This is a genomic window from Lysinibacillus sp. S1 (genome assembly GCF_044986265.1).
Lineage (GTDB): Bacteria > Bacillota > Bacilli > Bacillales_A > Planococcaceae > Lysinibacillus > Lysinibacillus capsici.
Map to the genome: position 1 here is coordinate 347,450 of NZ_CP173154.1, position 19,428 is coordinate 366,877.

The 19,428-nt window shown below is 36.5% G+C and carries 17 protein-coding genes and 3 riboswitches; of the genes, 3 read left to right on the top strand and 14 right to left on the bottom strand.

What is annotated here, in order from left to right; all coding sequences use genetic code 11:
• Positions 1–66: 66 nt before the first annotated feature.
• Positions 67–245, bottom strand: a riboswitch (cobalamin riboswitch).
• A gap of 370 nt (positions 246–615) precedes the next feature.
• The 9 genes from ACHZEU_RS01825 to metE form a co-directional block, all read right to left on the bottom strand.
• A complete protein-coding gene (locus ACHZEU_RS01825) occupies positions 616–897 on the bottom strand; it encodes a hypothetical protein (protein ID WP_048392756.1) in 282 nt (93 codons plus the stop codon).
• 9 nt (positions 898–906) lie between these two features.
• Entirely contained in the window at positions 907–1,293 is a 387-nt protein-coding gene (locus ACHZEU_RS01830) for an SHOCT-like domain-containing protein (protein ID WP_016991732.1), read from the bottom strand.
• A 12-nt stretch (positions 1,294–1,305) separates the two neighbouring features.
• A complete protein-coding gene (locus ACHZEU_RS01835; protein WP_004229931.1) occupies positions 1,306–1,671 on the bottom strand; it encodes a DUF2089 domain-containing protein in 366 nt (121 codons plus the stop codon).
• A gap of 190 nt (positions 1,672–1,861) precedes the next feature.
• The gene (locus tag ACHZEU_RS01840) at positions 1,862–2,668 is read right to left on the bottom strand and encodes an ABC transporter ATP-binding protein (RefSeq protein WP_131520206.1); all 807 of its coding nucleotides are present in this window, start codon (positions 2,666–2,668) and stop codon (positions 1,862–1,864) included.
• A gap of 9 nt (positions 2,669–2,677) precedes the next feature.
• Entirely contained in the window at positions 2,678–3,448 is a 771-nt protein-coding gene (locus ACHZEU_RS01845; protein WP_259950770.1) for an ABC transporter ATP-binding protein, read from the bottom strand.
• Positions 3,449–3,461: 13 nt separating this feature from the next.
• On the bottom strand, positions 3,462–4,271 hold the full coding sequence (locus ACHZEU_RS01850; protein WP_227744871.1) for an ABC transporter permease subunit: 810 nt from the start codon (positions 4,269–4,271) through the stop codon (positions 3,462–3,464).
• Between the two features lie 2 nt (positions 4,272–4,273).
• The gene (gene nikB / locus ACHZEU_RS01855; RefSeq protein ID WP_115673607.1) at positions 4,274–5,227 is read right to left on the bottom strand and encodes a nickel ABC transporter permease; all 954 of its coding nucleotides are present in this window, start codon (positions 5,225–5,227) and stop codon (positions 4,274–4,276) included.
• A 71-nt stretch (positions 5,228–5,298) separates the two neighbouring features.
• Complete coding sequence (nikA, locus tag ACHZEU_RS01860) at positions 5,299–6,915, bottom strand: nickel ABC transporter substrate-binding protein (RefSeq protein WP_066036744.1); 1,617 nt, start codon at positions 6,913–6,915, stop codon at positions 5,299–5,301.
• A 148-nt stretch (positions 6,916–7,063) separates the two neighbouring features.
• A riboswitch (cobalamin riboswitch) is annotated at positions 7,064–7,257 on the bottom strand.
• A 147-nt stretch (positions 7,258–7,404) separates the two neighbouring features.
• Positions 7,405–9,702, bottom strand: a complete 2,298-nt coding sequence (gene metE / locus ACHZEU_RS01865; RefSeq protein WP_279495054.1) for a 5-methyltetrahydropteroyltriglutamate--homocysteine S-methyltransferase — start codon at positions 9,700–9,702, stop codon at positions 7,405–7,407.
• A gap of 173 nt (positions 9,703–9,875) precedes the next feature.
• A riboswitch (cobalamin riboswitch) is annotated at positions 9,876–10,056 on the bottom strand.
• Between the two features lie 565 nt (positions 10,057–10,621).
• Between metE and ACHZEU_RS01870 the strand changes: the two genes are divergently transcribed.
• Positions 10,622–12,103, top strand: coding sequence for an Lsa family ABC-F type ribosomal protection protein (locus ACHZEU_RS01870; RefSeq protein WP_048392759.1), 1,482 nt, complete (start codon positions 10,622–10,624; stop codon positions 12,101–12,103).
• Between the two features lie 31 nt (positions 12,104–12,134).
• Here ACHZEU_RS01870 and ACHZEU_RS01875 read toward each other — a convergent pair whose 3' ends face one another.
• On the bottom strand, positions 12,135–12,524 hold the full coding sequence (locus ACHZEU_RS01875; RefSeq protein WP_279495053.1) for a hypothetical protein: 390 nt from the start codon (positions 12,522–12,524) through the stop codon (positions 12,135–12,137).
• A 120-nt stretch (positions 12,525–12,644) separates the two neighbouring features.
• Between ACHZEU_RS01875 and ACHZEU_RS01880 the strand changes: the two genes are divergently transcribed.
• A complete protein-coding gene (locus ACHZEU_RS01880; RefSeq protein ID WP_279495052.1) occupies positions 12,645–13,385 on the top strand; it encodes a DUF3888 domain-containing protein in 741 nt (246 codons plus the stop codon).
• Between the two features lie 27 nt (positions 13,386–13,412).
• Here ACHZEU_RS01880 and ACHZEU_RS01885 read toward each other — a convergent pair whose 3' ends face one another.
• From ACHZEU_RS01885 to ACHZEU_RS01900, 4 genes are all read right to left on the bottom strand, one after another.
• Complete coding sequence (locus tag ACHZEU_RS01885) at positions 13,413–13,880, bottom strand: DinB family protein (protein WP_054550158.1); 468 nt, start codon at positions 13,878–13,880, stop codon at positions 13,413–13,415.
• A gap of 15 nt (positions 13,881–13,895) precedes the next feature.
• A complete protein-coding gene (locus ACHZEU_RS01890; RefSeq protein WP_279495049.1) occupies positions 13,896–14,420 on the bottom strand; it encodes a GNAT family N-acetyltransferase in 525 nt (174 codons plus the stop codon).
• A 71-nt stretch (positions 14,421–14,491) separates the two neighbouring features.
• Complete coding sequence (locus ACHZEU_RS01895; RefSeq protein ID WP_054550156.1) at positions 14,492–15,598, bottom strand: response regulator; 1,107 nt, start codon at positions 15,596–15,598, stop codon at positions 14,492–14,494.
• Positions 15,595–18,642 (bottom strand): ATP-binding protein, encoded by a 3,048-nt coding sequence (locus ACHZEU_RS01900; RefSeq protein WP_279495047.1) that lies wholly within the window; start codon positions 18,640–18,642, stop codon positions 15,595–15,597. The genes ACHZEU_RS01895 and ACHZEU_RS01900 overlap by 4 nt, the downstream gene beginning before the upstream one ends.
• Positions 18,643–18,989: 347 nt before the next feature.
• Between ACHZEU_RS01900 and ACHZEU_RS01905 the strand changes: the two genes are divergently transcribed.
• The gene (locus ACHZEU_RS01905; protein ID WP_048392769.1) at positions 18,990–19,355 is read left to right on the top strand and encodes a hypothetical protein; all 366 of its coding nucleotides are present in this window, start codon (positions 18,990–18,992) and stop codon (positions 19,353–19,355) included.
• Positions 19,356–19,428 lie beyond the last annotated feature (73 nt).

Sequence of the window (19,428 nt, forward strand, 5' to 3'; positions counted from 1 at the left end):
GCTAAAATGGAAACGTTAACATACTAAAAATACCGACGTTCCCATCTCTTAATCCCCGAAGAAATGATTAATTTGTTTTATAAAGGCAGGTCTCCTGGCTTTGCTTCATTCTCTGATTTCCTTCCCATGCGCATGCACAGTGGATGCTATCATCGTCAGCTTAACAGTTGCGGGGACAGCGTCGGAATTGTACCGAACTTCCCTTTTAAACTACATATAGTAGTACCTTAGTAAAACGAACACAATATATTGTTGTTGTTCAATAGTTTTAAGTTTACCATCCTTCAAATGAAAAGTAAATCTAGATTCTAAACTTCTTTATTTTTGGATTATTCAGTATTTTTAATTATGTAGTTCCAAATAGATTACCACTAATCACTTATACCCAAATCAAAAATCTATTTTTAACGATGTACGTGATTTTCTATTAAAATGGATCTAGAATTCTAATTTGAGTTTAAAGAAATCTTCTATTTTATGTACCATTGAAAAATAGTTGTCTCTATCGTAAGTCCTGAAATAATGATCATCTCTTACCCATTTCAAATGATGCTCATTACATTAATAAAGAGCATGCTTTTATCATAACATGCTCTTACCATTCTATCATTGGGATTATAGTCTAACCTTAACCTCAGTCCCGTCCTGAGCTTTGACATCGACTAGCACAAGTCCTTTATAATTTTGTAGTTCCTTGATAATCGGCTTTAACATTTCTTTGTCGATGAGGGGAAAGGTAAAGTCTATTTTCTTTTTATCGAAGTATGCCTTTGTCCACTTATTGGCTTGTTGCTGAATCCATTTAGAAGTTAAAATGGAGAGGACAATGGTTAGCACAGTATAGGGAACAGGGACGGTAAAGCGAACGTCTTTTGCTTTCACTTTTACATGCATCATTCGTCGCCTCTACTCAATGAAGACTGCAACGGAATCTCCGTTTGCTGATTTTATATCTACAATTTGTCCATCTAGTTCATTTTCAATTGCTTCAAGAAGAAGATTGATGTCGATATCTTTTACGTATTTTTCAGATTGCGGAATACTTGCAGCGATGCTGTGTCCTGCCATCAATACGGCTTTGACAAGTTTAATTGGTAAATTTACCGTGACATTATCATTTTCGGTGGATACAACACGGACCTTTAACGTTTTATCTAAATACTTTGTTTTTTCCACAAATTTATTCTCTGATTCTTCTTTCTGTTGTAGCACTTGAATCAGCTCTGATCCTTTATCCGCATCAATTTTGCCCTCTTGAATCATCGTTAACACTTTTGTAATTTCCTCTTTCATGGTCGTTCCTCCCTATTCGTCTTTTAAGAGCTTTATGGCTTCATCTGTTGTGATTTCGCCATTTTCAAGCATGCTTACAATTTTTTTCTCATCTACTTCATTTTTCTTCTTTTGAGCATAGCCAAGGGATGAAATAATATCATTTAGCTTGCCTCGAACTGTTGGATACGAAACCCCCAGTTCCTTTTCAACCTCTTTAATATTTCCTCGGCAGGTTAAAAATACTTCCACAAAATGAAGCTGATCCTGTGATAAGGATGCTAGCTTCGACAATTCAAACTCATTTTCAATGGTCGTGTGACAATGAGAACACTGTAACTTCGTAATTTTTAATGTTTTACTGCAGACAGGACAATTTGTGATTACTTGATAAGCCATAGTGAACTCCTTCCTTTAAGTTAAGCTGATTATATAATAAAGAAATTAAAGATGTAAATAATAAAATTAATAATTTTAATTAAAAAATAAATAAAATTAATATCTTGATTAATTTTATTTATTTTTGTTTCTATATTGCTTTAAAAATTAAGAAAACGCCATTTTTAATTTCTCAAAATGGCGTTTCTGTTTAATTGGGTCTATCCTTCTTTTTTCTTTCCCGCGGGTGTGATGGCAAAATTGCATTGTATAACGCTTGTGAAGCGGGGTGCTGATATGTCCCATCCTTGCCTATCTCCTCCACTAGCTGACCATGCTGCATCACAAGGATGCGATCTGACATAAAACGTGTGGCCTGTAAATCATGTGAAATGAATAGATAAGCAAGCTGTAGCTCTTTTTGAAGTCTTTGCAGTAGCTCTATAATCGTCTTTTGCAAAATCATATCAAGACTACTAATGGCCTCATCTAAAACAATCAGTTTCGGCTTTAATGCAAGAGCTCTAGCAATGTTGACTCGTTGCTGCTGTCCCCCACTTAGCTGTGAGGAATAGTTTTGAGCCATTGCCCACTCTAACTCTACACAGTCTAGTAATTCCCTTACTTTCTGTTGTCGCTCTGCTTTGCTAAAATGCTCGAAATTCAAAAACGGTTCTTCGAGTATTTCGAAAATCGTCTGTTTTGGATTAAATGAATGATAACTATTTTGAAAAACAGCCTGTAAATTTCTTCGTATCATTTTTTTCTCTTTGCTGGGTGCTTCGTATAAATTGACACCTTGAAAGATCAGCTCTCCGTTTGTTGGTCGTTCAATCCCTAAAATAATGCGCCCTAATGTGCTTTTTCCAGAACCACTTTGACCGACGATGCCAAGACATTCTCCTTCCTGAAGTGAAAATGTCACATTCTCTAATACAGGGGCTTCCTGTCCTCGTTTGAATAGAAATGGTCTTTGCGCATAGTATTTCTCAATATTTTTTACTTCTAGTAGCGTCATTTTATCACCTCATAGCATTCTCGCTTGTAAAAGTTTCTTGGTATAGGGATGCTGAGGCGCATCAAAAAAATCAAAAACATTTGCTTGCTCAACGATTTCTCCTTGATACATCACAGCCACATCGTCCGCAAGCTCAGCAATGACACCTAAATCATGCGTGACAAGGAGTATGGTAGCATCTGTTTCTGAGCGAATTTGATTAAATAGTGTTAATACTTGTTTCTGATTGATGGTATCCAGAGCAGTCGTAGGCTCGTCTGCGATGTAGAGGGAGGCCTGTATCGCCATTGACAGAGCAATCATCACTCGCTGTAGCATGCCTCCACTTAACTGGAAAGGATAGTAGGACAAGAGCTGCTCTGGCTGAGGTAAATGAACTTTTTTCAAAGCATCAAGGGCGATCTGTCTCATTTCTTTTTTTGTAAGCTTAAAGTGTGCTTTTAATGTTTCTCGAAAATGACTTTCAATCGTTTGAATATGATCAAATGCAGCGGATGGGTTTTGCAAAATCATCGAAAGATGTCTGCCACGATAAGCTCTCCATTTAGTAGCTGAAACGTTTAATAAATTTTCTTGCAGATAGAGTACGTCCCCTTGGCTGACATGGGCAAAGGACGGTAATGTTTGCATGATGGCATGGCAAAGCATGGACTTGCCACTGCCACTTTCCCCGATAATTCCTAGGACTCGCCCTTTATAAGCTGTCAGGTTGATAGAGGTTAATATATTTTTCTCCCCTATTTTGACTGTGAGGTCTATCACTTCTAAAACTTTCTCCATAACTTCCCCTTTCCTAGTCAAGCCTTTTTAAACGATTTGCTAATTGATTAAACAATAACACAACAAGGATGATGGCAAGTCCTGGATAAAGCATTAATTCAGGATGCTGTCTCATGTATTGCTTTCCTTCATTGATCATCATGCCCCATTCTGGGATCGGTGCCTGCACCCCAAGTCCGATAAACGAAAAGCCTGCAATTTCTAAAATCACCTTCCCGATATCTAATGCGACAATCGTGACAATAGATGGCAATAGATTGGGTATATAATGGCGTCTAATTAATTGGATACCTGTAGTGCCCGTTATCCTAGCAGCTTGAACAAAGTCTTTCTCATTGATGCCAATAAACAAACCTCGGATCATTCTTGCATAATAAATAAGCTGTGTGAAAATGAGCGCTATTAAAACATTTTTTAAGCTAGGACCTAATATACCTAACAGTCCAAATGCAAGTACGAGTGTCGGAAAGGCTAATAAAATATCACATAATCGAATAAAAAGAAAATCAATTAATCCTCTTTTCAACGCTACAAAAGCACCCAGTAGGATAGCTAAAACAATAGCGACTAGCTGAATGATGAGCGCTGAACCTAAAGAATAACGAATACCTAAAAGAAGGCGTGACAAGATACACCTTCCTAAATGATCTGTACCTAATGGATAGTCCCAAGACGGGACTGAAAATTTCTTAGCAATATCGACAGCAAAAGGGTCGTGTGGCATTAAAATTGGCGCCAACAGTCCTAATAAGCCAGTAATGACAAGGAGGAATAGACTGATTAATCCTGTTAAGTTGCCACTTTTTGTTCGTACAAATTTCATTTTTAATCTCTCCTACCCTTCATCATTAGATGAGGGTCCAATAAACGATGCAATATATCTGTACATAAATTGGCAAGCACATAGATAACCGCAATAATTAACACATAGCATTGTACAACTGGATAATCCCTGTTCATAATGGATTCTATTAAGTACCTGCCGAGTCCGGGCCAGCTAAAAACCTGCTCCACAATCACGGCTCCACCTAAAAGATTGCCAAGGGTCATGCCTAGCAAGGAAGTCAAGGGAATAGCAGCATTTCGCAAAACATGACGGATAAGAATCACGGAGCTTTTTAATCCTCTTAGCCGTGCATATTGAACATATTGCTGCTGTAATTCTTCTAGGATGGTTGAACGGATAAGCTGAACGAATAATCCAATTGTTGGTAACGCCAGTGCGAAGGCGGGTAAAACTAAATGAGCAGGTGTGCCCTTCCCGTTTGTCGGAAAGAGTCCTAATTTTAAGCTAAATAAATAGAGTAATAGGAAACCTAACCAAAAGGCTGGAATCGACACACTCAATATGCTAAAGAATCGTATGATTTTATCGATGATGGTGTGCTTATACAATGCGCTTATTACTCCGAATGGAATACTTAGCCCTAAAATGAGGATAAACGCAGCAATAGCTAATTCAATGGTTGCGGGTAATTTCACGAATAGTTCATGTGCCACAGGTAATTTACTAACAAAAGATGTTCCAAAATCTAGCTGGATTATGCCCTTTCCCCATAGCAAATATTGAAGAAAAAACGACTTGTCCGTTCCCAGTTCCTCACGTAATGCCTGAATGGCTTCCTCTGTTGGCGCAACCCTTGCCAAACGTAGTATGACTTCAGCAGGCTCTACAGGAACAAAACGAATAAATACAAAGGTTAGGATGGAAACGCCTAATAAGACAAAGGGCAATGTTAAAATTCTTTTTAAACAAAAGATCCATGTTGATTCATACATGCTGTCACTTCCTACTCAATCCTATGATAAAGAGAGAGCTGTCTCTGCTAGACACACTCTCTCCTCCACTTTTATTTTTCTTTAGCCATTTGTGCATAAGGTATATCATATTCAGATGCACGTGGTGCAAAATCCTTTAGAGATGGTTGATAAATCACATTATTTGTTTCGTAAGAAATAGGGTAAAAGAGTGCCTGGTCATGAAACATCGTTAAAATATTCGTGTAAAGCTGCACGCGTTCCTGTTCATCTGTTCCTACTAATAATTGGTGAATTTTCGTATCGATTTCTTTGGCGTTTGCTAGGCCTAATTTCGCCTCGTACACACCACTAGCATTTGGTGTAGCTGATTCATTTGCAAAGCTATGTGGATCTGTAGGTGGTCCATTGGTACGCCAGAAATTAATATCCACCTGGTCATCCATCAATTTTTGAAGACCGACCATTACATCTGCCCCTTCTAAATTCAACTGAACGCCAATTTTTGCGAGTTCACCTTGCATTAATTCTGCCATTGGTTTTTGAATTGCATCAGATGCAATGTAAATCAAATCTAAAGACAACAGCTGTCCGTTTTTTGAACGAATTTTTTCACCCTTAGGTAATAACCACCCTGCCTCATCTAGCAATTGTTGGGCTTTTTCTGGATTGTATACAATAGGTGCTAAATCTATATTGGCATAAGGAATCGCATCCCAGAACAATGTGTTCGCTACTTTTTCCGTACCATGTGTAATACTGTCGACCATTTGTTCCTTATTAATAGCATATTGAATGGCTTGACGTACCTTTAGCTCAGATAATGGACCAGATTGTGTATTGAATAGCAGTGCTTTCGTAGATAAAGGCTCAGAGGTAGCAGTTTTGTATTTGCCACTGTCTTTTAAATACGTATAGTTATCTAAACTAATAATGCCACGCCCATAAATTAAATCTAATTCTTCGTTTTCAAATGCTAATGAAATAGATTCTGAGTCAGGAATAATTTTTACTTTTATTTGTTCAACTAGTGGTTTTTCTCCCCAATAGTTTTCATTGCGACTAAATAATGCATATTCGTCCTTTTTGTATTCAGTTAATACCCAAGGGCCTGTTCCAATCGGTGCTTTGATAGAATCTTGCGTCATATCATCCTTTGGGAATCCGTTATCCCCTAAAAAACGGAAAGGTCTGACGAAGGCAAGTTCGTTTAAGACTGGATAATAAGGCTCATCCAATTGCAGACGAATTGTAAAATCATCTACTTTTACAACCTCTTTCATGTGGTTAACCATGCCCATCCAAGAATGCATGTCTCGATTCGCTAAAACGGCGTCAAAGTTACGAATGACATTATCTGCATTAAATGCAGTGCCGTCTGAATATTTCACGTCTTTTCTTAGATGGAAAGTATACGAAGTTTTATCCTCAGAGATGTCCCAGCTTTCGGCGAGCTTAGGCGTAACAGTACCATCATCATTGTATTCCACCAAGGATTCATAAACCATTGCTTGGGCAGTCATTTGATTCGGTAAATATGTATGAGGATTCAATGGACCGACATCTAATGGCCAGCCAATCGTTATTATTTTTTCATCTGTTTGGTTTGCTGAGGTCTTTTCCTTTTCTTCATCCGTGCCTGTACAGCCAGCAAGTAAACTGAACGTCAGGACAAGCAGGAAAGGAAGTAAATACTTTGTCAATCTCATTTTCTGTCTCCTATCTCTATTCGTAGTACAAATACATCTACTTGTTGAAGAAGAGAAGGCATAAAAAAACCTTATTCTAAAAAAGAATAAGGACAGAAAAACCCACGATGAGCAAGTCTCCATCCATCTCCCTATCTTTCGTAGATCATCAATGAATCTTCTTACAAGCAGGCATTCTGGCTCATGAATCATCATTTTGTTTCACCTTCCCAAGTACTCACTCAGTGGTATTTGAAACAAAACTCCTCATTTACAGCTGCGGGACAGCATGGGATTTTCACCCATTTTCCTTTTAATTGAATGAAAGACGATTTCACTCAAACTTGTAATGATTGCTATGAAATTAGTAATAAACATAACATGCTCGCATGTTCACGTCAATTTTACTTTCTGAAGATAATATATATATCGACGTAAGATAAAAAGACTAGGGATTTACCCTAGTCTTCGTTATTGGAGAGTAGATGTAGTAGATTAAAAATCATTTCGTTAGCTTGATGTAGATTGTTGTACAGCTTGACGCAACGTTTTAGTAGCAGCAACCATATTCGCTAAAGCTGCAACGGTTTCATCTTCTTTTCTCGTTTTTAAGCCACAATCTGGATTCACCCAGAATTGATAACGGTCCAGCACCTGTAGACTATCTTTCATAATAGCGAGCATTTCATCCTCGCTTGGTACACGAGGGCTATGAATATCATAGACGCCTAAGCCAATTCCTTTTTTATAGGGCTGTACTTGTAGTGAGGTAATAAGTTCCCCATGACTTCGTGATGTTTCTATGGAAATCACATCTGCATCTAGTGCGCTAATTGGTTCGATGAAATCATTAAACTCACAGTAACACATATGTGTATGGATTTGTGTTTCATCTTTGACACTAGATGTCGCAAGCTTAAAGGAATTGACAGCCCACTCTAAGTAAGCCCCCCATTCCTCCTTTCTAAGCGGTAAACCTTCTCTTAACGCTGGCTCGTCCACTTGAATAATTGATATACCTGCGTTTTCTAGTGCTTCCACCTCTTTACGGAGTGCTAATGCAATTTGATAAGCGACATCTTTACGGGACAAATCATCTCGCACAAAGGACCAATTTAATATTGTTACTGGCCCTGTCAGCATGCCTTTTACAAATCGCTTCGTTAGGCTTTGGGCATAGGCGGATTCTTTTACGGTAATTGGTGAAGCCCATGCAACATCTCCATAAATGATCGGAGGCTTCACACAGCGTGATCCATATGAAACAACCCACGCTTTCTTTGTAAAGGCAAAGCCAGTCAGCTTTTCACCGAAATATTCAACCATATCTGTACGCTCAAATTCACCATGAACAAGTACATCGATATCTAATTCCTCTTGTATGGAGATCCAGCGCTTTGTTTCGTCTTCTAAAAATGTTTCATAGGCTTCATTCGATAATTGTTTCTTTCGCCACGCATTACGATTTCTTTTCACTTCATCTGATTGCGGGAAGCTACCGATTGTAGTTGTTGGAAACAGCGGTAATCCTAAGGCTTGTTGTTGGATCGTTTGTCGCTTCGTAAAATTACTGTGTCGTTCAAAATCTTGCTTTGTCACAGTTTGAACGGCTTGATGAATTAACTTATTTTGGCGGATTGGATGTTTTTTTAGAGCCTCAATCGCCTTCATACTTTCTGAAAAATTATGTTGTAAGGAACCATCTTTATCTCGTCTATATTTAGTCAGCCCCGTGATTTCTATGATTTTCTCATCTGCGAAGGCCAGAGACTGCTTTAAAACAGGGTCAAGTTCATTTTCAAGAGAGGTTGTGATTGGAACGTGCTGTAGGTTACTTGATGGTTGAATCCATAGTTCAGCAGCATGACTTAGCTGTTCAATGGCTTGAATCGTCGCATTGACTTCCGCCAGGTTTGAACGCCAAATATCACGGCCATTCACTACCCCTATTCCTAATACTTTATCCTGCGGGAAACCAAATTGACGAAGTGACGCCATATTTCCTTTATAGCCATGAACAAAGTCCAAACCGAATCCTTGAACAGGCAATGTACTTAATGCTTCATAGGCACTTAAAGCTTCGAAATAAGTCTGTAGCATTATTTTAGCCTCAGGAACGGCAGTGGCTAACTGGTCATACATTTCTTTCACCAGCTTTATCTCTGCTGGATCAAGTGTTAAGACGAGGGATGGCTCTTCTAGCTGAATCCAAGTGGCACCTGCATCCACTAATTCTTTTAATACCTGCGTATAGAGTGGTAATAAAGCTAATAAGTACTCAACCTGTGTTAATTTGTTGTAGCCTTTCGTTAACTTATAAAATGTATAGGGACCAATTAGTGTCGGCTTCGCAATGATACCGAAAGTTTCCTTCGCCTCTAAAAAGTCGGCTAACACTTTATTTTCTGTTAGTTGTAAGGCTTGTCCCTCATACTCTGGAACAATGTAGTGATAATTTGTATTAAACCATTTTGTCATTTCACTAGCTACGGCTGTTTTGTCTCCTCTTGCTACACTGAAGTAGGTATGAAAATCGACTTTACCACCTTGCCAGTTAAAGCGCTTTGGAACTAAACCAAACATCAAAGCTGTATCTAACATTCTATCGTAAAACGTAAAGTCGCCAACTGTCACCATATCGATTCCAAGTTGCAGCTGCTTGTTTATTCTTGATAAACGGATTTTCTTTAATTTTTCCTCAAAGTCCTCCTCAGAAAGTTCATTGCGCCAAAATGCTTCTAGTGCTTTTTTCCATTCGCGTTCCTCCCCTATATAGGGATAACCGATCAATGTACTTGTATAGTTCATGTTTTTAAGCTCCTTTTTTAGAAAAAATAAAAAGCCATTCTCCTATTAGGAAAATGGCTGCATGTTAAAATTAATAATGCTAAAACAATACGAAAAAGTATCTACTTTCGCATAAACGTTATCGCACAGTGCCTATTTGGTCACTTTTCACCACCTATTTCCACGTAGGTATTTGGTGTGTACTAGAAATTGGCAGGTCTCCTGGCTTTCCATCAACACGCCTCACAGCCTTCCCAGTTTCCCCAGTGGCATTTGTGATTTGCTCCGAATTACAGTTGCGGGACAGCGTCGGATTTGCACCGACTTCCCTTTTAAGCCAAACTTTCATTTGGCACCAAGTCTTACACAATATTCAATTATGCTCCTACTATAGCACATATTTCAGAATAGTAGAAATTATTTTTCAACTATTATATAAATTATTTCTATAAATATTATAGGAATTGTTGTATAGTACTAAATGAAAATAAGGTTACATTGTATTCTGTAAAAAAATTTGTTACTATAAAAAGACAATTATGAGAGGACTGATGAATGGACAATGAAGAACTAAACTATATTTTTATTTGAATTGAATGATTTCAAACACAAAATATAGGGTTAGTCTATCCATTTTTAACTATCAGTTTGCATTTTATTTGTCATGACACAAATGGCAAATCGCATTTATTCAGAGAAAGACTAATCCTTCCAATGTACAATTGGAGGGTTTTTTTCTTGCTTTCATAGTTGATTTTGTACCTTTCATTTACCCATAAAGGAGAGGAAAAAATATGAGCGATTCAGAAACTATTGTAACGCATGTAACACTCCGTATAAGTCGTTAATATCCATCTGCTTATACGGAGAAATGAACCATAGATGGATAGACCGACTTTGTATGAAAAGTAAACTGTTGCAATACAAAGGAGGAATTATCATGTCCATGATACAAGTACAAAACCTAACTTTTTCTTATCCAAGCAGCTTTGACAATATTTTTGAGAATGTCAACTTTCAAATCGATACGGATTGGAAACTTGGATTTATCGGTAGAAACGGACGAGGTAAAACAACATTCTTTCAGTTGTTATTAGGAAATTATGAGTATAGCGGAAAAATCATCTCTTCTGTAGACTTCACTTATTTCCCCTATCCAGTTTCTGATCCAAATAAATATACCCATGAAATATTTGAGGAAATTTGTCCTCAGGCAGAAGATTGGGAATGTCTACGTGAAATAGCTTACCTACATGTAGATGCGGAGGTCATGTATCGTCCTTTTAAAACATTATCCAATGGCGAACAAACAAAGGTGCTGCTTGCTGCGTTGTTTTTGACAGAGGGTCAATTTTTATTAATTGATGAACCAACCAATCACCTAGACACGGATGCAAGAAAGACGGTTTCCGATTATCTTCGCAGGAAAAAAGGATTTATTTTAATTTCACATGACAGAAGCTTTTTAGATGGCTGTGTTGACCATATCCTATCGATTAATAGAGCCAATATTGACGTTCAAAGTGGAAATTATTCTTCTTGGAAGTTAAATTTTGATCGTCAGCAGGAACACGAAGAAGTAACCAATCAACGACTGCAAAAAGATATCGACCGATTAAAACAATCCTCAAAGCGTTCGTCAGGTTGGTCTAATCAAGTGGAAGCCTCCAAAAACGGCACAACCAATTCAGGTTCCAAACTGGACAAAGGCTTTGTTGGACATAAAGCAGCCAAGATGATGAAACGAGCGAAGAACCTGGAATCCAGACAACAAAGAGCTATTGAGGAAAAATCAAAACTGCTAAAAAATGTTGAAAAAACCGAGTCATTGAAAGTAGAGCCATTGGCATATCCATCAAAAGAAATGGTTGTTGTCACGGATGTATCGATTCGGTACGATGACCATATCGTGAATAAGCCTATTAGCTTCAAAGTGGCACAAGGGGATCGAGTTGTTTTAGATGGCAAAAATGGAAGCGGAAAAAGTAGTATGTTAAAACTTATTCTAGGTAATCCCATCCAACATACAGGCTCGATAAAGTTAGCTTCAGGTCTAGTCATTTCCTATGTTCAGCAGGATACATCCCATTTAAAGGGATTGCTATCGGAATTTATTGAAGAGCATGGTATTGATGAGACGTTATTTAAATCAATCCTGCGCAAGATGGATTTTGAGCGTATTCAATTTGAGAAGGATATCTCTCATTATTCTGGTGGGCAAAAGAAAAAGCTGCTGATTGCTAAAAGCTTGTGTGAGAAGGCTCATTTATATATTTGGGATGAACCACTCAATTTTATTGATATCTATTCACGCATGCAGATTGAAGAGCTCATAAAAAGCTCTCATCTCACAATGGTGATTGTTGAGCATGATCAGGCATTTCAACAAACTGTAGCAACGAAAACGATAGCGATGTCATAAAGAGAAGAATCCATTTATGGATTCTTCCTTTTTAATGATATTGAAACCAATGGATCCATTTAGAATTTGTCTCTTTTACGATATATAGCTCACCTAGTGATGCACTTTGCGCTGGCAGTAATCTTGGAAACCTTAATCGAACAAACCAGGAGTGATTAGCCACATTTTCTCCACAGAAGTTCACCGCCATTTTATAGTAATTCTCCTCCATGCCAGTTAATATGGGCATGGGCTTTATCACCTCAATTTGCCACTCCTGATAATCAGGGCTTGAGCCATATACTTTTGGAATGATGTCAGCTAATGCTTGACTAAGCTCGTCTTTGTCTTTCTCCGTTGTTCTCATCAATACATCTGGATTTGGACATTTTAAGCCTTCAGGTTCTGACCCCGAAGTAGCTGTTGGAAATAACAAAAGCATACATAAAAAGGGCAGTATTATTTTTCCCATTGTTCAATTCCCTTTCTTTAAAAATGCTCGATAATTTGCTGTGATTGGTGCACTCTATAAAGTATCATCCTGCAGAAAGGTCACTATTCCATGAAAAAATTTGCTTATGTTTTAATGTTTATCTTCACTATGTTCATTCTGCCATGTAAGATTTATGCGCAAAGTGAACAAGCTGATGAGCAACTAATCAGGGACACATTCATTACAATCCTTAATCCATTTATCGAAAAGGAAATTGATCATTACTATGGCTATCCTAAGCAGTATGGCTTGTATGATGTGAAAATTTTAAAAATTGTCAAAGAAAGTCAGTTTAGCTTTAAAGTTAGCGTGGAAGTTACGACCTTTGAGCATGCGCATTCCCCACCCTACAGTAAGGAAATCATTACGTTTGAAGTCAGTCCAACTGGTGTCAGCACACTTCGCTATATACATGAGGCAGATGATGTAGAAAAGGCAATAAACGCATTCTATAGGGCAACACTGTTAGATATACAGCAGAGTTTTAAACTGGACTTAGCATCGTATACTTCCTACCGATACGATCAATTGCAATATCAAGCTGAAATTAATAATGATATGAAATCCCTTGCTATGATTGCAGAGGAAATAGTGACCCATATTTTATTTCCTGAGCGAAAGATTCCCTACAAAAATGTCATAGACCCTGTCACTTTTATTAAGGGTAATATAGGTTATATGCTCTTTAAAAGGGCGGATGGTACAAATGTAAGCTATCAGTTGCAAAAGAAAGACGGCACATGGATCGTAAAAGATAAAAAAAGTAAGCCAGGTAAGAAAATGGAGGATCTGTTACCATGGTATATATAGAAAAATGAAGCCAACTGATTCCATCAGTTAGGCTTCATTCTTTAAGAGCGTTTGCATCATACTTTTTATAATTCCCATGTGAAAATTTTCATGGTTCATATGAAAGACAACCATATCACCTAATGTTTTCATACCTAAAAAAGGTTCTTTAAGCGGTTCATGTAGATGTCCTGCACAAGCTTGTTCAATAAGAATTGGTTGTTCCTCTAGGAGCATAATGATTTGATCCATTGTTGGCGGTTGCTCAGTCCAGTCATCTGGTTTACTGCCACTAGGAAACATTACATGATAGGATAGGGGCAAATGCCTTTCTTGTGTAACAGCTGGAAAAACGGTATGATCCCAACCAACTAATAGATGACCAGCATTCCAACGAATATTGTTATGATGTCCAGCGGGTATCTGATCAGCAATATTCTCAGGGATCGTACGTAGAAATTCAACAGTCCAATTACGCCACATTTTCATTTGCATAAATAATTGCGCTTCGTTCATATACTAGCTCCCTTTCTACACGTTTTCAGTTATATTCGATATCAATTTATAGTAAATTACGGTTGCTTCTAATTCTCTATCTGGTGAAATAGTATATTGCGGAATTTTCCCTACTTCTTGGTAGTCTAATGATTTATATAATTTATTGGAAGGATCCCCTTCTCTCGTATCTAAAACTAGCAAGGAACGGTTTTCTTGTTTTGCTCGTTCCTCTGCTTGTTGCATCAGCGCTCGTCCAATACCGTTGCGTCTAAAGTTGGGATGTGTCATTAACTTGCAAATTTCAGCACGATGAATGCCATTTGGTTTGCTAGTTAAATGCAATTGAATACTACCTGCAATTTCATTATTTATTTTCGCAATGAACAGTAAGACATCTGACGCTAAGACAGATTGCCAATATTTTATCGCTTGTTCTTGTGTGAGTGGAGGTAAAAAACCTACGGATGCTCCTTCATCTACGACCATAATCAATAATTCAGTAAGCTTCTCCAAATCTTGCTCAATATGGTGAAGCTCAATTATTTCAATCTTTTGCATGCCGAAAGCATCTCCTTTTTATAAAATTATTACCTACTATTAAAACAGAAATTACTTTTCCGAAATCGTTTCTAAACGTTGAGTAAGAACTCGTTGTATTTTCTATAAAATTTTTCTGGCACAGGGAGATCAATTTCAGCTAATTTTGCCTCTATAGATTCAAAGAATTTTATACATTCTTGTTTCCTATTTTGTTGAATTAAGAATTCTAACAATTGAAACATATACTGTTCATTGTATTCGTCTAGCTCTAAAAGCTTTTGTAGGCAATTATACTTTAATAAAGTGTGGGCAACGTCTGTACGTGCAATATACTGTTCAAGCACATGTAATACAGATTGCTTTAAGCGGAGCCTGATTTGATTAACCCATAAATACTCCTCATCTATTAAAAAATCACCCTCATAGCAATTCAATAACTGCTGAATGGATTTCTCATCATGTTGATCCTGCTCCAATAGTTGATTCAGCTCATCATAATCAGTTTGAATTTCCGCATTTAATTTATAGTGATTATTGACCAAGAGTATGGGATCTTGAATACCATTGTCCTTTAATATCTTTCTTAAATGATAAATAGTTGTATGTAAATTACTAGCTGCCTTTTCAAAGTTCAAATCTGGCCACAATTCCTCTAAAAGAACTGCATTTAACATAGGCCGTTTTTGGTGAAATAGTAAATATAAAAATAGTTCACGTACTTTTCTTGTTCGCCACTTAATCACATTATGTTGAACATCCAGTAGATAAAAGCTGCCTAATGTATGCGCATATAATGAGTTTTTCTTCTCATCCCTCGGCGCCACCGTCACGACCATTTTTTTCTGTGCTTTTGTTAACGCATTAATCAGTCGTTTTTCCTGTACTGGCTTTAATAAATAATCTGTTGCCTCAACTTCAAAAGCCTCCACGGCAAATTGTGTATGAGCTGTAACAAAAATGATTTGTAAGGATGGTTGCTTGTGTAGGAGCTGCTTTGCAAGTTGCATACCGTGTGTGTCAATCATTTCAATATCTAAAAACACTACATCAATTATTTCTTTTTCAAGAAACTGGAGGGCCTCAGTTGAATTTGTAAATGTTCCCTTAATGTTAATCTGAAATTGGGCAAGTTGTTTAACCATAATAGATAAAACATCAATGGCCAATTTTTCATCATCAACGATCATTATATTCATGTGACACCACCCTCTGGTAATAAAATGACAATTGTTGTTCCCTTTCCTTCTTCGCTGTAAATTCGTAAACTAGCATTTTTTATTAATTTAAATTTCTTTAATGGATTCATAAAGCCAATTCTTGTACTTTCTTCATTTAGCAATTGGTGCAATTTTTCTTCTGAAATTCCTACACCATTATCATAGATTTTAATTCTTACAAATTGTCCCTCTCTCTGTAGGCTTAATTCTATGGTCCCTCCCTCTACTTTCTTAGAGATACCATGGAACACTGCGTTTTCAATTAAAGGTTGAATGGACAATGCAGGGATTCCTAATTGTATCGATTCGTCAATATCATATTTAATACGTAAACGATCTCCAAAGCGCATTTTTTCAATTGATAAATAGGCTTTTACAAGCTCCATCTCCTCATCAATGGGGACAATGCTATTTCGATAATGAACATTCAGTTTTGCACGGAAATAAGTGGCTAAACAATAAAGAGCTTCACGTGTGTTTTCCATATCTGTATAACTTAAACCAATAATCGTATTAAGTGTGTTATATACAAAATGTGGTGTGACCTGTGAATATAAATAGTTCATTTCTACTTCGATTGCATCGATTGATGATTGTCGAACAGCCAATAAAGATTCAATACGAATAAAAAGTTCATCGGTAGAAATCGGCTTTTGTAGATAATCATTCGCCCCTACTTTTAACGTTTGCAGTAAGTCAGATTGCTTCATAACTGTAGTTAAGATAATTATTGGTAGTTCCAGCATATCATATTGTTTACGTACACGTTTACATAACTCATAACCTGACATGCCATTCATCATTAGGTCGATTAACATACAATCTACATGATTGGTTTTAATATAATCGATCGCATCAAAGCCGTTATCTAAGGCGATCACTGTATATCCCTTTAAACTTAGTGCTTCCGTTAAAGTTTTTATATTGACATGGTTGTCATCTACCACCAGTATTTTTTTATCGCTTCCTTTATAAATAAGGGGCAGTCGAAGCTGTATTTCTGTATCTGTATGTGATGTAATGATAGCTTGTTCATTACTTACGTTTTCTAGTGTTGAGAGGGGCATTGTAAATGTAAATGTTGTCCCTTCCCCTACAGTGCTTGTCACATAAATGTTACCATTTAATTTTTCAACAATATTTTTAGTAATACTTAGTCCCAAACCTAGCCCTTCTTTATTATGATGATTGTTTCCTTGATAAAAGGCGTTAAAAATACGATCTAATTCTTGTGTCGGAATTCCACAGCCTGTATCACTTACTTGGATGACCATCTGCTCCTGTTCAACATGCGCAGTGACTATGATTGTTCCATTTTGTGTGAATTTAATTGCGTTATGCAGCAAGTTATATAAAATTTGTTTAAAGCGTAATTCATCCGTGTAGATCTTTGGCAAATCTAAGTTTATCTCTGCTGTTACCCTTACCTGACTATTTTTGGGCATAAGACTACGAATTTCGGCTACTACCTCATGTATAACAGATAGAGATACACTGCGTAGACTAATCCTTACTTCCCCTGTCATTTGATTAGAAGAAAACAATAAATCTTCTACTAAATGACCTATGCGCTGTGTAACGCTGTGAATTAGAATAACTTGCTCCTGTTGAGATCGTTTTAATGGTCCTTGAGCACCTTCCATTAAGGATCTGGATATATTTAATATTCCGTTTAGGGGGGCACGGAGTTCATGCGAAGTTTTCAGAAGAAATTCATTCTTCATTTGATTATGTTCAAGCAATTCCTCTGACAATGCTGCTATTTTTAAAACAGCTTGATTGGCACGATAATTTAATAATGAGGCAAAGCCAAATAATATTAGTAAAAATAACATGAATTCTGTATAGTCAAAAGGCATCCCAAATAAAAAGTTACAAATGAGTAAAATAGAATAACAACTAATCGCTGTAATAACTATTAGCACATAACACACAGCCTCTAAACGTTTTAGCATGACCTTTATAAGCAACCATATATTATAGAAAATAACTGGAGCCGTGACACTGATATAGATTATTTTTCTCATAATCATTTCAAATTCTGAGGAGGCCCTTTCATTTTTTGTAAAGGGATTATAGATACCGTACATAACAAACACGATACCAAGTAATATGGCAAGCGTGTATAAAATTTTTCTTTCTAGTAATTGTGGATACATCGCATTTATAAAAAATGTTAAAGCAAGCAATGCGAGTGGAATGATTCCTAATTGCAGACGTATTTGATTGACCGTCGATAGATCAGTAAATAACAGAAAAAACACTTTTTGATTGATAAACGACATATAAAATCCTAATGAAATAGTAAAAAGACCAAAGAATAACTCTTCCTTACGCTTGCGATTCTGTAAAAATGTAAAGACATAGATCGCACCAACTATAATATGACCTATACTCACTACTATATCTAAAAAAACTTTCCAGTGATAATGCTTTTGAATAGCCTTCATTGTACCAAATTCAATAGGATAAACAATTCCAGCCTGAGGATAATTGTAATTTGCAACATGGATGACAATGTCTAGTCTTTTATTGACACTAGGAGAAAAAACGGTATATTTATCATCATTTTCAGATGCATATGCGCTTAAAACAGTACTTGGATTTCCTTTAGCCCCCACCTCAACGCCATTAATGAATACACGACTAGCTTGACGAATGGTTCGAATATATAGGCCGTAAACTCCATCTGATGGTACTTCTATGTTGACGTGATAGGTTCCCACCGAAAGCCCCTCTTCATTTGGCTCTACATATGCTTGCCAATTAAAGGGTACATTTAAATTCAGTTTTTTATGTTGATAGCTATCAAAATTTTCCCCCAAAGAAATTAATACATTTGGATAAAAGGCCCATTCTCCTTCTAGCTTTACAAGCTTTAATAATTGCTCTTCCTCTAATTTTCCTACACCTTTATGTATAATTTTTGGCTGATTAGTGGAGAAATAATGCCAATTACCAATAAAAAAAACAATCACAAAAAGCATGATTATACTTACAATAATTATGATATTTTTTTTCATTTTCGTGCCCCCAAAGATCGATCATTTATGATGTATCTTTACATCATATTGCTCACTGTTTTTACAATCAACCCCTTTTGAGATAGTAGCATACTGTGTTTGAACAAAATCTAAACAAGCAATAATAATACCTTTCTTGATGTTTTGTTTGTTGTTATTTTAAAAAAATGATTGTGAGCGGATTAAAAAATTTTATTAGCCTCTGGAAACATGTGAAGTGAATTGTTTTCAATAAATTACTATTGTCTAAATAGACTTTCCACATTATTGAAGGAAAATATTAATCATTAAAATTTTTCTAAAAAAATGTTATTATCAGAAAGTATTTTGATTGATGGAGGATTTTGATGAAGGTTGATTTTGAAGAGTTATTAAATGGTGTTTTTTCATCTTTACAAACTATTGATGGAGTAAAATCCGTGAATTCCATTCTTGAAGTACTAAAGGATCGAATTATTTTCCCTGAGATTACCACTCTAATATTGAACACTAGGTTTGAACTGGTTTATTTATTTAACGAGCAGAAAGTAGTGTTTAAAACATTAAAAGAAGTATTGATTGATTCAAATTATATAGAAGAAATTAATTTAATCAATCAACATTGTCATTCAATTGAAAGTATTCTAAATGACTTTGTTCACACAGATACACTTAAAAATTATTCTTTAAGTCTCCTTTCCTTTAAATATAAGGAGAAAATTCCGAATAGTTAATATTGTGATGGTGAAAACGTCCAAAAAATGGAGTGTGGCAAGTGTTTTTTCTCCAAACTCCATTTTCCAGACG

Excerpts from the sequence above, each read along its gene's own strand:
- ACHZEU_RS01825 (WP_048392756.1), bottom strand. The coding sequence starts at position 897 with ATGATGCATGTAAAAGTGAAAGCAAAAGACGTTCGCTTTACCGTCCCT.
- ACHZEU_RS01830 (WP_016991732.1), bottom strand. The coding sequence starts at position 1,293 with ATGAAAGAGGAAATTACAAAAGTGTTAACGATGATTCAAGAGGGCAAA.
- ACHZEU_RS01835 (WP_004229931.1), bottom strand. The coding sequence starts at position 1,671 with ATGGCTTATCAAGTAATCACAAATTGTCCTGTCTGCAGTAAAACATTA.
- ACHZEU_RS01840 (WP_131520206.1), bottom strand. The coding sequence starts at position 2,668 with ATGACGCTACTAGAAGTAAAAAATATTGAGAAATACTATGCGCAAAGA.
- ACHZEU_RS01845 (WP_259950770.1), bottom strand. The coding sequence starts at position 3,448 with ATGGAGAAAGTTTTAGAAGTGATAGACCTCACAGTCAAAATAGGGGAG.
- ACHZEU_RS01850 (WP_227744871.1), bottom strand. The coding sequence starts at position 4,271 with ATGAAATTTGTACGAACAAAAAGTGGCAACTTAACAGGATTAATCAGT.
- nikB (WP_115673607.1), bottom strand. The coding sequence starts at position 5,227 with ATGTATGAATCAACATGGATCTTTTGTTTAAAAAGAATTTTAACATTG.
- nikA (WP_066036744.1), bottom strand. The coding sequence starts at position 6,915 with ATGAGATTGACAAAGTATTTACTTCCTTTCCTGCTTGTCCTGACGTTC.
- metE (WP_279495054.1), bottom strand. The coding sequence starts at position 9,702 with ATGAACTATACAAGTACATTGATCGGTTATCCCTATATAGGGGAGGAA.
- ACHZEU_RS01870 (WP_048392759.1), top strand. The coding sequence starts at position 10,622 with ATGTCCATGATACAAGTACAAAACCTAACTTTTTCTTATCCAAGCAGC.
- ACHZEU_RS01875 (WP_279495053.1), bottom strand. The coding sequence starts at position 12,524 with ATGCTTTTGTTATTTCCAACAGCTACTTCGGGGTCAGAACCTGAAGGC.
- ACHZEU_RS01880 (WP_279495052.1), top strand. The coding sequence starts at position 12,645 with ATGAAAAAATTTGCTTATGTTTTAATGTTTATCTTCACTATGTTCATT.
- ACHZEU_RS01885 (WP_054550158.1), bottom strand. The coding sequence starts at position 13,880 with ATGAACGAAGCGCAATTATTTATGCAAATGAAAATGTGGCGTAATTGG.
- ACHZEU_RS01890 (WP_279495049.1), bottom strand. The coding sequence starts at position 14,420 with ATGCAAAAGATTGAAATAATTGAGCTTCACCATATTGAGCAAGATTTG.
- ACHZEU_RS01895 (WP_054550156.1), bottom strand. The coding sequence starts at position 15,598 with ATGAATATAATGATCGTTGATGATGAAAAATTGGCCATTGATGTTTTA.
- ACHZEU_RS01900 (WP_279495047.1), bottom strand. The coding sequence starts at position 18,642 with ATGAAAAAAAATATCATAATTATTGTAAGTATAATCATGCTTTTTGTG.
- ACHZEU_RS01905 (WP_048392769.1), top strand. The coding sequence starts at position 18,990 with ATGAAGGTTGATTTTGAAGAGTTATTAAATGGTGTTTTTTCATCTTTA.